General features: G+C 71.7%; 10 protein-coding genes. 4 read left to right on the forward strand and 6 right to left on the reverse strand.

The window, feature by feature from the left end:
• Positions 1–4 precede the first annotated feature (4 nt).
• Both G4Z16_RS23555 and G4Z16_RS23560 read right to left on the reverse strand, forming a co-directional pair.
• Positions 5–1465, reverse strand: coding sequence for a S41 family peptidase (locus G4Z16_RS23555; RefSeq protein WP_197352666.1), 1461 nt, complete (start codon positions 1463–1465; stop codon positions 5–7).
• Between the two features lie 130 nt (positions 1466–1595).
• Positions 1596–2330: a TetR/AcrR family transcriptional regulator gene (locus G4Z16_RS23560; protein WP_197352667.1), complete on the reverse strand. Its 735-nt coding sequence runs from the start codon at positions 2328–2330 to the stop codon at positions 1596–1598.
• Positions 2331–2423: 93 nt separating this feature from the next.
• On the opposite strand from G4Z16_RS23560, the gene G4Z16_RS23565 reads away from it, so the two are divergent.
• A complete protein-coding gene (locus tag G4Z16_RS23565) occupies positions 2424–3617 on the forward strand; it encodes an FAD-dependent monooxygenase (RefSeq protein WP_197352668.1) in 1194 nt (397 codons plus the stop codon).
• Between the two features lie 142 nt (positions 3618–3759).
• On the opposite strand, the gene G4Z16_RS23570 is transcribed toward G4Z16_RS23565, so the two are convergent.
• The gene (locus G4Z16_RS23570; RefSeq protein WP_197352669.1) at positions 3760–4479 is read right to left on the reverse strand and encodes a type 1 glutamine amidotransferase domain-containing protein; all 720 of its coding nucleotides are present in this window, start codon (positions 4477–4479) and stop codon (positions 3760–3762) included.
• Between the two features lie 123 nt (positions 4480–4602).
• On the opposite strand from G4Z16_RS23570, the gene G4Z16_RS23575 reads away from it, so the two are divergent.
• Positions 4603–5511 (forward strand): LysR family transcriptional regulator, encoded by a 909-nt coding sequence (locus G4Z16_RS23575; RefSeq protein ID WP_197352670.1) that lies wholly within the window; start codon positions 4603–4605, stop codon positions 5509–5511.
• Between the two features lie 140 nt (positions 5512–5651).
• Here G4Z16_RS23575 and G4Z16_RS23580 read toward each other — a convergent pair whose 3' ends face one another.
• Positions 5652–7760, reverse strand: coding sequence for a hypothetical protein (locus tag G4Z16_RS23580; RefSeq protein WP_197352671.1), 2109 nt, complete (start codon positions 7758–7760; stop codon positions 5652–5654).
• A gap of 511 nt (positions 7761–8271) precedes the next feature.
• Here G4Z16_RS23580 and proB point away from each other — a divergent pair.
• Together proB and G4Z16_RS23590 are read left to right on the forward strand one after the other, a co-directional pair.
• Entirely contained in the window at positions 8272–9399 is a 1128-nt protein-coding gene (proB, locus tag G4Z16_RS23585) for a glutamate 5-kinase (protein ID WP_197354856.1), read from the forward strand.
• A 294-nt stretch (positions 9400–9693) separates the two neighbouring features.
• Positions 9694–10110, forward strand: coding sequence for a hypothetical protein (locus G4Z16_RS23590; RefSeq protein ID WP_425508109.1), 417 nt, complete (start codon positions 9694–9696; stop codon positions 10108–10110).
• Between the two features lie 101 nt (positions 10111–10211).
• On the opposite strand, the gene G4Z16_RS23595 is transcribed toward G4Z16_RS23590, so the two are convergent.
• Entirely contained in the window at positions 10212–10889 is a 678-nt protein-coding gene (locus G4Z16_RS23595; RefSeq protein WP_281393715.1) for a response regulator transcription factor, read from the reverse strand.
• Between the two features lie 4 nt (positions 10890–10893).
• The gene (locus tag G4Z16_RS23600; protein WP_197352673.1) at positions 10894–12228 is read right to left on the reverse strand and encodes a sensor histidine kinase; all 1335 of its coding nucleotides are present in this window, start codon (positions 12226–12228) and stop codon (positions 10894–10896) included.
• Positions 12229–12271: the final 43 nt, after the last annotated feature.

Below are 12271 nucleotides of genomic sequence, written 5' to 3' on the forward strand. Positions count from 1 at the left end.
GCCGTCAGCGACGGTCCCTGCCGAGCTCCGCGACCGCACGGTCGAAGGCCGAGTCCCGGTCGTGCTCGAACTCCTCGTCGGTGAAGACGGGTTCGGCGATGTGCGGCGGGATGCCGGTGCCGTCGAAGGTGCGTCCGTCACGGGTGCGGAACTCCTCGTTGGGGAGCAGGAAGCTCCAGCCGTTCGGGAGGCGCCGCTCGAGCGTGTCGGAGAAGACGCCCTGCGTGTGCTCGCCGATCCGCACCGTCCGTCCCGGCCGCTCCATCAGCGCCTGTGTGAAGGTCTCACCCGCGCTGAGCGTCGAGCCGCCCGTCAGTACCGCCACCGGGCCGGTGTACCGGGGCCGTTCGGGTACCGGGCGCACGTACACGGGTTGCGGCCCGGTGAAGTGGGCCGGGTCGGCAGGGTCGTTCCGTGCGGCCTTGGCGTAGGCGAAATGGGGACGGCCGGTGAGCCGGGCGGCCAACTCCAGGCCCAGGCTGTCCGATCCGCCGCCGTTGATCCGCAGGTCGACGATCAGGCCCTGGAGGCGTGCCGTGCGGTCCTTCGTCAGGACGGCGTCGAGCGCCCGCCCCAACTCGGCGCGGTCGGCCGCGTGGTCGCCGTCCTCGGTGTAGCCGGTGAAGCCAGAGACGCGCAGATAGCCCTGCCCGCCGGGCAGATCCGCGTAGCCGATGCGGCCGCCCGCGAACTCCCGCAGCCCGCGCCCCTCCAGGTCACGCTGCTCGATGAACTCGCGGACTTTGGCGTCCAGTTCGGCGGTGGGCATGCGGGTGCCGGGGCGGACCTGGGCGAACGAGCCGGTGTCCCCGGCGAGTACGGCCACGTGAGCGTCGTGAAGCGGTGCGACCATCTCACGGAAAACGGCGAAGAGTTCCTTGCGTGACGTGTGCTCGTCGATTCGCGGGCGGAAGCGGTCGCGTACGGCGTGCCAGTCGATTCCCTTCGCGGCGAAGAACGGGTAGTTCTCCTCGAAGGTCTGCCAGAAGACGTCGAAGGTCGCGACCGGGTCGTTGCCGGGGACGTCGATGCCGCAGCGGCCGGGCAGTTCGCCGACGCGGCGCAGATGGCGGTCACCGGGAGAGCCGTCCACGTGCATCGACGCCCGGTGCCCGCCACCCCCGACGCCTCGCAGCGTGAAGCTCTCTCCGTCGCCGGTCTCGTAGCGAGCCGCTCCACCGCCGCCGCGTACGCGCTCGGCCGAAGCGCCCTTGAGGCAACTGACGCCGGTGGTCTGGTACTCCTGCACACGCTTGCCGCCGCGCCCGACCGTGAGCACCGTGCCGTAGCCGTCCATGCGCCACACCCCTGCCGCCGGACCCTTGGCGTGCCGGTCAGCCCCGGCGGAGTGCCGGGCCTCCTGGGCGGAGGCCACGCTGAGCGCGGCGCTGCCCGTGAGAGCCAGCACGACGGCCGCGGCGGTCATGGCCTTCGCGGCGGTGCCGAACGAACTTCCTGCCTCCATGGTCAAGCCTTCCCCCGTCGGTCCTCGGATGCCCGACGCACACGATCGCCGGATCCGCCCCGCAGGCGACATCCGGCTGGCGGCCCGCCTGGGGTGGGGGAAACCCGAGGGGACGGGGGGGAGACGCAGGTCAGCCGCCTCGCCGCTCGATCAGCACGCCCAGTCCGTCCAGGATCCGTTCAAGGCCGAACTCCCATGCCTGGTCCATCTCTTCGCGCCGCTCGGCGGCCGAGCCGAGCGCGGAGGCCAGGGCGGGGAAGCGTTCGCCGTGCGTCTCCAGCAGCTCGGACAGAACGGTGCTCAGTTCCCCCTCCTGGCTCGCTCCGGGGGTCGAGGCACGTGCCTGCTCGCTGATGCTGCGGGCGTGTCCGACGAGCAGCACGGCGGCATCGAGCCGTTCCGCCCCGGTCAGCGGCGTGCCTTCCAGCGCGGCGACGGGGCGTTCCATCCAGGCGAGTTCCGAAGGGCCGAGCGGACGCGGTCCCACCGTGCCGTCCAGCACCCAGGGACTTCGCCCGAAGACGACAAGCAACTGCTGGGCCCATGCGGTCAGTTGGGCCCGCCAGTCGCCGCGCGGCCCGGTCTCTTCCGGATAGGGCCCGATGGCGGCGTCCACCATCAGCGCCACCAGCTCGTTCTTGCCCGGCACATACCGGTAGAGCGCCATCTTGGTGACACCCAGGCGTGCGGCGACCCGCTGCATGGACACAGCCGACATGCCTTCGGCGTCTGCGATCTCGACGCCCGCGCGGGCGATGTCATCGGTGCCCAGCGTCGGCTTCGGGCCGCGGGCACGTCCGCGGGGAGCGCCCCACAGGAGCCGCGCCGTCTCGGCGTGGACGCTGCCGCGTCCGGACCCGCTCATGCGCTCACCGGCTTTCCGGTCGACAAAACCGTGTCCATGGTACACAGTAAATAAACCGTGTCCGTCAGACACGGTTTCAGCGGGGAGGGAAATGTGAACAGGACAGTCCTTGTCTCGGGTGCGAGCATCGCAGGCCCGGCGCTGGCCTATTGGCTGCGGCAGTACGGATTCGAGCCCACCGTCGTCGAGTTGGCACCGGCCCTGCGCGGCGGAGGCCAGGCTGTCGACTTCCGTGGCGAGACCCACTTCACGGTCCTGGAACGCATGGGCGTGCTCCCCGAGCTGCGGCGCGTCAGGACCGAGGGCAGCCCGATCCGGTTCGTCGACGAAGCCGGCAGGACGCTGCTGCACCTGCCCTCCGACTTCGCGGGCGGCGATCTGGAGGTGCTCAGAGGGGATCTGGCCAAGGTGCTCTACGAGCACAGCCTGCCCGGTACCGAGTACGTCTTCGGTGACACGATCACCGCCCTCACCGAAACCGCGTCGGGCGTGCGGGCCGAGTTCCGGCATGCCGCGCCGCGCGAGTTCGGGCTCGTGATCGGCGCGGACGGGCTGCACTCCCAGGTCCGGCGGCTCGTCTTCGGCCCCGAGGAGAACCATGTTCGTCACCTCGGCTACTACGTCGCCGTCTGGGAGCTCGCCGACACCCTCGGCGTGACGCACGGTTCGATCGCGCACAACGCACCGGGGCGCATGGCCTCCGTCGGCGCCGACCACCGCCACCGGGGACGCGCGGGAGCCATGTTCATGTTCGCCTCGCCCCGGCTCGACCTCGACCGCCGGGACACCGGGCAGCACAAGAGACTTGTCGACGAAGCGTTCTCCGGGATGGGCTGGGAGGTGCCCCGGCTGCTCCGTTCCCTCGACGAGGCGCCGGAGCTGTACTTCGACTCCATCAGCAGGGCGGACGTGAGGTCCTGGTCGAAGGGCCGGGTCGGCCTTGTCGGAGACGCGGCCTGCGGAGCCACCGTCGGCGGGATGGGCACGGGCTGCGCCATGGTCGCCGCCTATGTGCTGGCCGGCGAACTGGCCCGCGCGGAAGGCGATCACCGGGCGGCTTTCGCACGGTACGAGAGCAGGCTGCGCGCCTACGCCACGGGTTGCCAGCGAGGAGGCGGCCGGGTGGGCAAGTTCCTCGCGCCGCGCACCCGCGCGGGCGCACGCTTCCGCAACGGTCTGCTCTCCAGGCGGCTCTGCATGGACGCCATGATCCGCGTGGGCAAGAAGGTGAGCGGCATCGGCGACCTGCCCGACTACGCCGTCCCCACGGAGGGTGCGGTCGGCTGACTGGCTGCCGGCTTCCGACCGGTGAGCAGCGGAGACCGCCCGCGGTCAGGGCCGGGCGGCGGCGACCCGGCATACGGCCGGGCTGCGAAGCGCCCCGGGAGGCATTCGCCTCCCGGGGCCTCGTCAGGGTGTGCCGCCGTTCTCAGGCGGCGCCCTTCTCCTTCAGCGTCCGCAGAACCTGCCGCGCGGTGTCGGCGCTGGACTGCGGGTTCTGGCCGGTGACCAGGTTGCCGTCGGCGACGACCTTGCTCGTCCAGGCCGGACCGGTCTCGACGAGGGCGCCGAGCTCACGGAGCCTGCTCTCCACGAAGTACGGCACCGACTCGCCGAGTCCGCCCTGCCGCTCCTCCTCGTCGGTGAAGACCGTGAGCCTGCGGCCCGCGAAGGGAAAGCCCTCGCCGGCCTCCTCGCCGCTGGTGCTGAGTACTCCCGCGGGACCGTGGCACAGCGCAGCGACGACCTTGCCGCTCCGGTCCGTCTCCCTGAGCAGACGGGCGAGGTCCGCGTCCTGAGCCAGGTCCTCCATGGGGCCGTGACCGCCGGGGATGTAGACCCCGTCGTAGTCGGCGGCCCGCAGGTCGCCGAGGGCGAGCGGCTTGTCCAACTGGTCGGAGAGGCCCTCCAGATAGGCGCGGAACTCCTTCGCGGAGGGCTCGTCCACGTTGCCGCGCTCGTCGAGGCTGATCGGGTCGACGGTGGGCGGCACGCCGCCGGGAGTGGCGATGTCCACGTCGATGCCTGCCTCACGCAGCACGCGGTGCGAGACGGCGACCTCCTCGGCCCAGAAGCCGGTGGGGTGGGTCGTGCCGTCGGCGAGCGTGAGCCGGTCGGCGGCGGAGACGACCATCAGGATCTTTGCCATGGCGGAAACTTCCTTCTCTCGCTGTGTGGGTGTCCGTCCGTCGTCCACCTCAACACTCACGTCCCTCGGAATTCCTTCGCTAATCTGCGCTCTGCCATCAGTTTTCTTATGACAGGAGCTTGCGTGCCGGACCTCGGCCTGCTGGCCACCTTCCTGGAGATCTACCGGGGCGGGTCGATCACGGCCGCCGCGGCCCGGCGCGGACTGAGCCAGCCCGCCGTCAGCGGCCAACTCGCCCGCCTGGAGGAGCAGTTCGGCGAGCCGCTGTTCGTACGGTCACGCCGCGGTGCCGTCCCCACCGAGCGGGCCTACGAGCTGGCCCGGCGGATCGGCACCCACCTCGACGAGCTCAACGACGCCCTCGGCTCGGCGGGCGAGGGCCAGGCCGGCCACCGGGGCACGGTGCATCTGGCCGGACCGTCGGACCTGATGGCCATGCGCGTGGTGCCCGCGCTCGCCCCGCTGACCGCCCGTGGCCTGCGGCTGAGGATCACCCTCGGTCTGGCGGAGGAACTGCTGGCGGCGCTCGCCGCGGCCCGTGTCGACTTGGTGGTCTCCGCGGTGCGGCCACGGCTGGAGAACGTGGTGGCGACCCCGTTCGCGGACGAGGAGTTCCTTCTGGTCGGGCCGCCCGGCCTCGCCCGCACCGTCGACCAGGGCCGCCTCGCCGAGGAGCCGGTCCGTGCGCTGGCGCACCTGCCGCTCGTCGCGTACGGGGAGGAGCTGCCCATCGTCCGCCGGTACTGGCGCAGCGAGTTCGGCCGCCGCCCGCCGAACCCTCTCGCCGTGACGGTTCCCGATCTGCGCGCGGTGCTCGCCGCCGTGATCGCGGGCGCCGGAGTGTCCGTGCTTCCGCGCTATCTCGCCGAACCGGCGCTCGCGTCCGGCTCCGTGGAGACGCTGCACCAGCCGCAGGTGCGCCCGCTGAACACCCTGTATCTGGCCGCACGCGCCGGGGCCCCCGCCAATCCCGCCGCGGCCGTCGTCCGGCGGCAGCTGGCCGAGCGTTCGCGGGAGTGGGATCTGCTGTAGGCGCGGCGCCGGACAGCACGGGCCGCCGTCCCGGCGGGGCGGTGAGTGGCCGCCGTGGGCGCTCCCTCCCTCCCGTACGACGAAGGTCCCGGGACGCTCGGTGAGCGTCCCGGGACCTCCGGACGAAGCGGATGAGGCCCTCAGGCCGTGACCTGGTCGGCCTCCTCCGGGTCGGCAGGGATCCCGCCGTTCCCCGCGGCCTCCAGCTCGGCTTCCTCCGCCGCCTCCTGGGCCTCGGTCTCGCGCTGCCCGGGGATGTCGTTCGTGCGGCGGGCGACGCGCTCGTTGCGAGCCGTCGTGGCCTCGCACAGGTCGGCCGCCGCCTTGTTGAAGCGAGCCATCGACGGCGGGTCCGAGGGACCGAGAAGGTGGACCTTCAGCTCCGCACGGGCCTTGGCGAGAGCGTCCTTGGACGTGTCGCGCACCGCCTCCAGCAGAGCGGGCACCTCCTCCGCCCCGGGGGAGAGGATCGTGGCGGCACGCACCGTCGGGAACCCGGCCCGGAACTCGTCCTCGGTCAGACCGCTGGTGTTGGCGACCGCGTAGGGCTTCTCACTCGTCAGATAGTCCGAGACGACGGACGAGACGTCGGAGATGAGCAGGTCGGACTGGTTGAAGCAGGTGTAGATCGTCGGCCGCGGACCGGTGATGATCTGGTGCTCCCACTCCGGCAGCGAGGCCCAGTTGGCGGCCTCCCAGGCGGCGGTGGCGGCCGCCACACGCTCGGCCCTGTCCGTCTCCGGCGTGGACTGGAGCATCATCCGCTCCACCTCGTCCGCGCCACGGCGGAAGGCGGTGGTCGTCAGCTCGTCCAGTTCGCGCACGCGGCGCTCCAGTTCGGCCCCGGTCTCGGGGCCGGGACGCTCGCCGGAGCGCTTCGAGTTCGCCTCGACGATCATCTCCTGGATGCGGGCGTTGGCCGCGCCCGCGCGGGGGTCGACCGAGCCGGTCATCGGGTGCGGCTTGTACAGCAGCCGCACGCCCGGGTCCGCCAGCAGGGCACGGACGATGTTCTCGCCGGCCAGGATGATCGAGGTGTTTCCGGGGTCGTTCGTCCAGCCTTCCCAGGTGGGCGCGTACAGGACGGTGGTGTACTTGCCCGCCGGCGGGCCGGAGTACGGCTCGATGGGGGAGAGCTGCGGGCGGCCGACCTCGACCACGTCACGGTCGTCCACGCCGATGTCGGCGAGCTGGTAGCGCTCGCGGGCGGCGGGCCCGGCGACCCAGACCTCGTCGTAGGCCTTGGCGTAGGGGTTGCAGGAGGAGAGTTTGTCGCTCTCACCGTGGTTGATGAAGGCGTGCTTGATCGTGGGGATGCGCAGCACCTGCGACGTCTTGCCCGAGTTCGCCGGGTGCAGCATCACCTTCAGCGTCGAGTGCTCCAGGTGCATCAGGTGAGCGACCTTCGGGATGCAGATGATCGGGACGTCCGTCGCCTCGATCTTCTGCACCATGAAGCGCTCGCGGAGCACGATGATCGGATTCCCGTCGAGCTGGGCGAGCGTGGAGAGCCACATGTTCGCCTGGTACGCGGAGGTGGTGCCGCCGGAGAAGTACATGCCGACGGTGGGCTTGTACTCGGCCAGCCAGCGGCCGAGCCACTCCAGCGCCTGCTGCTCGTTCGCGTGCCGCTTCTTCGGCAGCATCCAGGTGCCCAGGTAGACGGCGCCGCCGAGGGAGAGCGCGATGCTCAGGCCGAGGCCGATGATGCCCCAGACCTCGGAGGCCAGGGCTGCGCTGAGCATCAGCCCGACGGTGCCGGGGATGGAGAACCGCAGCAGGCGGCGGCTGGGCTGGCGGGCCAGCAGACGCGGCGGCGCGATCGTCAGCCGCAGGTCCGAGGCGTCGATGTTGCGGGTGAGGATCGGCAGAGTGCGGCTGCGTCGCACGAACTGGGCGACGGCCTGGCACAGGAAGTGGGTCGCGTAGGCGGCCAGCAGCAGAAGCGTCAGGGGGCGCTCGATGTCCGGCGGGACGTCGGGGATGCGCACCAGACCGATGACGATGAGCATGTCGCGCAGCAGCTGGCGGGTCGTGACGTCGAAACGGACCTTGCCGAGCAGGGCGAGCAGGCCGGGCTGTTTGTGCGTGAGATAGATGTCGAGCGTGATCCCCGCCAACGAGGCGACGATGAAGACGGGCACGTTCGGCAGCAGCGCGCCCGCGAGCTGTGCGGCGTAGAAGACCGACAGCGCGAGCAGCGCCGTCAGCTGGACGGCGCGTCGGGGGGAGAGACCGGCAGAGGGCACGGGACTGGACTCCTGGCAGGAGGTCGAGGGTCTGGACGGAAACCGGCCGGTGGGGGTGGCGGCCGTGGTCGACCACTGACCGTATGCCGGGCACGGGTGCGGTGACAATCTGCGTCGGGGTGTCCGGAGCCGATACGCGGACAAAGGTCATTATCCCCACCCGTCCACTGGTCGGAACGGATGAGCGGACCCGGCCGGTACTCCCGTAGATTGCGAAGACGGGGCTCCGGAACGCGTGTGAGGCGGCGCCGTGCGGAACGCCGCGGAATCAGCGGCACATCGGGACCGTACGTGACGCATCCGCACGGTGCGGGCCATACGGGGCGCAAGAAGCTCAAGAAGAACGGATACGTCTGTGCGGCACGGAACGCCCAGGCGTGACAGAGGAACAGGCAGGCAGCGGGACGTGGGCACCAGTACGGCAGCGGGCTCGGGCGACTCCGGCAGGGACGACTCCGCGACGGGCACCCGTGGCGCACCGCACGGCGAGGGAAGCGGGGGACGCGCGGACGTGACGGGTGCGCGGCGCATCGTCGTCAAGGTCGGATCCTCCTCGCTGACCACGGCCGCCGGCGGCCTGGACGCGGACCGCGTCGACGCGCTCGTCGACGTACTGGCCAAGCATGCAGGACCGGCGGACGGCGCGACGGGCTCCCCGCAGCGGGAGATCGTCCTCGTCTCCTCCGGCGCGATCGCGGCGGGTCTCGCGCCGCTGGGCCTGCCGAAGCGTCCCCGCGATCTGGCCCGTCAGCAGGCGGCGGCCAGCGTGGGGCAGGGGCTCCTGGTCGCCCGCTACACCGCCTCGTTCGCGCGCTACGGGCGCCGCGTCGGGCAGGTGCTGCTCACCTCCGACGACACCAGCCGGCGTGCCCACTACCGCAACGCCTACCGCACGTTGGAGCAGTTGCTGGCCATGGGCGCGGTGCCCGTCGTCAACGAGAACGACACCGTCGCCACCGAGGAGATCCGGTTCGGCGACAACGACAGGCTCGCCGCGCTCGTCGCCCATCTCGTACGGGCCGACCTGCTGGTGCTGCTCTCCGACGTCGACGGCCTCTACGACGGCAACCCGGCTTCACCCGGCACCTCCCGCATCACCGAGGTGACGGGCCCGGGGGACCTGGAGGGCGTCGAGATCGGCAGCGCGGGCAGCGCGGGCCTCGGAAGCGGCGGCATGGTGACCAAGGTCGAGGCCGCCCGCATCGCCGCGGCGGCGGGTGTGCCGGTGGTGCTCGCGTCCGCCACGCACGCCGCGGACGCGCTGGCGGGCCGCGGCACCGGCACGTACTTCCACCGGACGGGCCGCCGAGCCGCCGGCCGGCTGCTGTGGCTCGCGCACGCCTCGACGCCGCGGGGTGCGCTGACGCTGGACGACGGCGCCGTACGGGCGGTCGTGCAGCGGCGCAGCTCGCTCCTGGCGGCGGGAATCGCGGGGGTCGAGGGCGATTTCGCGGCGGGTGACCCCGTCGAACTGCGCGACGAGCGCGGGGTGGCCGTCGCCCGGGGCCTGGTCAACTTCGACGCCAAGGAGATCCCGCAGCTGCTGGGACGCTCGACGCCGGAGCTGGCCAGGGAGCTGGGCCCGGCGTACGAGCGGGAGATCGTGCACCGGGACGACCTGGTGCTGCTCGACTCCTGAAATCCCCCGCCACGTGCGCGAACCCGACCCGCAGCCGCCCTGAGGAACCCCGGTCCGCGCACTCGCGCGGGCGCACGCCCGCTCTCCGCGCCGTGGCGTGAAATGTTCGTGTAAAGGGCGGGGGAGTGGTGTCCGAACCGTCATCGGCCGGGAGAAAAGACCAGCCTTTCCACGGACACCTTCCCGAAAACGGCCACGCGGCCGGTCCCGGGCTGGTCAACTTTGTAGAGGGGGTCGTGCAGCAGGTGAGCGACGCCCGGAACCGAGAGCATCCACCGGACGAGGAGGCCACCCGTGAGACGGCTGGTCAGCGTTGACACAGAGCAGCGGGCCGAATCACGTGCGGGCGCGGGTGTGGAAAGGCGTGAACACGCCAGGTTGTGGCACATCACACTGAGCGTTGCCGGCGAGGAGGCGCCGCTCAAAGAGGTGCGGCGCGCTCTGGAACAGCTTGCTTACGACCATCCTTTCCTTCTGAACAGCCGGTATGCGAACGATCACGCTGAGATCCGCTACTGGGAAGAGGCCCGCGACCTGCACGACGCCGCCGCTGTCGCGCTGCGGCTGTGGGGGGAGCACCGCAATTCGGCGCAGCTTCCGCCGTGGGAGATCGTCGGCCTCGAGGTCATCGGGCGCGAGACGTACCACCAGCGGGTGGCCGAGGGGTACGGCCCGCCGCCCGCCGCCTCCATGGGAGTTCACCCCTTCTAGGCCCACGCGCCCGTGCCACGCTTCCGGGCGACGCGCCGCAAGGCCGTTTCAGGCCGACCTGCGTGCCCGCCCCAGGTCAAGAAGTGACGGCCCTCTGGTCATCACGCGCCGACGACGCCGGCGTCGTGGGCGATCAGTCCGGCCTGCGTCCGGTTCACACAGCCCAACTTGTCCAGCACGCGCGAGACATATCCCTTGACCGTGGCCTCCGAGAGGTACAACCGCGCCGCGATCCGCGCGTTGGGCATCCCCTCCCCGAGGCAGGCGAGCACCTCGGCCTCCCGCTCGGTCAGGGAACCAATGAGCTCGCGCGCCCGATCGCGTGCCGAGTGGCTGTCGGAGGACGCCGCGACCAGCCGCCGTGCGGCAGCGGCGGAGAGCACGGTGTGCCCTTCGGCGGCCACGCGTACGAGTCCGATCAGATCCTCCGGCGGCGTGGACTTGACGAGGAACCCCACGGCGCCCGCCCGCAGCGCGCGCAGCACGTACTGGTCGGCGTCGAAGGTCGTCAGCACCACGACGGCCGGGGCGTCGGCCAGTTCACGGATCCGCTCGATCGCTGTCAGCCCGTCGACGCCAGGCATGCGCAGATCCATGAGCGCGACGTCGGGTCTGCTCCGTACGACCGCCTCGACCCCCGCCGCTCCGTCGTGCGCCTCCTCGACCACCTCGATGTCGTTCGCGGAACCGAGGATGGTCCGCAGGAAGCCGCACACCATCGGCTCGTCGTCCACGACGGCCACGCGGATGGTCCGTCCTGCGGCACCGGTTCCCGTCACGCTGCTACACCGCCGCTTCGACGGTCGGCACATACGCGGGCAACGTGGCCTCGACGCTGAAGCCGCCGTCCGGTGACGGCCCGGCCCGCAAGGTGCCCTGCACCAGTTCCAGGCGCCGACGCAGGCCCGCGAGGCCGAGGCCGGAGCCCGTGCCGACGAGCGCGGCGGCGGTGGCGGCGACATCGGCGGTGGCCGCCGCGGATGCTGGCACCGGGGCCGCCCTGACTGCCTCGGCCGTGGCGCCGCAGGTGGCGCCCGTGCCGGCGCCGGCGAGAGCACCTTCCGCGCTTTTCCCCGGGGGTGGTGTGTTGCGGATTGTGAGCCGCACCTGCGTCTCGCGGTACTCGACATGCACGGTCACCTGTGCGCCGGGCGCGTGCTTGCGGGCATTGGTCAGCGCCTCCCGCACCACGCGGTACGCGGTGCGCCCCACGACGGGTGAGGCGAGCGTCCTGTCCCCGTCCTCGACGAGTTCGGCCGGAGTTCCCACTGCCGCGGATTCGGCCACCAGCCCGGCGAGACCCGCCACCGACTCCGTCGAGGAATGCTCGTCCGGGTCCCTGCGCAGGATGCCGACCAGGTCGCGCAGTTCCTCCAGCGCCTGGCAGCCCGCCGCGCGGAGCTCTTCTGCGGCCTGCCTGGTCGCCTCGTCCGGGGCCGTCATGCGCAGGGCACCGGCCTGCAGCGCCATCAGGCTCACCCTGTGCGTCACCACGTCGTGCATCTCGCCGGCCAGCCGGGCCCGTTCCTCGGCGCGGGCACGCTCGGCCAGGAGGTGACGCTCCCGCTCCGCGCGCTCGGCGCGTTCCGTCAGCGCCCGCACCAGACGCCTGCGGGCCTCGAAGTACAGCGCCAGCAGAGGTCCCACAGCGGTGCGCAGCAGGCCGATCGTGACGACCGTGAACGACGCCTCCCACGGGCGTGCGACGACGAAGGTGAAGAGGGCGAGGGCAAGGAAGGCGGTGCGGCGGTCTCCTGGCCGGTAGAAGACCGGACCGTATGCGGCCAGCGCCGTCGAGAGGGGCGCCCACACGTTCCACTTCTCCGCGGGCGTCAGAACCCCTGCGGGCGAGATCAGCAGCGTCACGGTGAGCGTGAACCCGCCCAGGACGGCGACGACCGTGATCGGAGCGCGGCGGCGGAAGACGAGCGAGCCGCACGCGGCGGCCTGTACACCCAGCAGGATCCAGGCCAGGGTCCCCGGACGCCGGGGCCACCAGCTCTCACCGGCGAGCGTCAGCCCGGTGTCCAGCAGTACGAAGAAGACCGCGAGGCCGGCGTCCACAGCCCGGCGGTGACGGCTCAGGCTGTGCCACGGTCCACACCGCCCCTTTGTCATGGCAACACGGTATGTCAGCCCGGCGCGCAGGGAGTTCGCCGTG

Origin of the sequence: Streptomyces bathyalis, assembly GCF_015910445.1 — a bacterium.
Taxonomy (GTDB): domain Bacteria; phylum Actinomycetota; class Actinomycetes; order Streptomycetales; family Streptomycetaceae; genus Streptomyces; species Streptomyces bathyalis.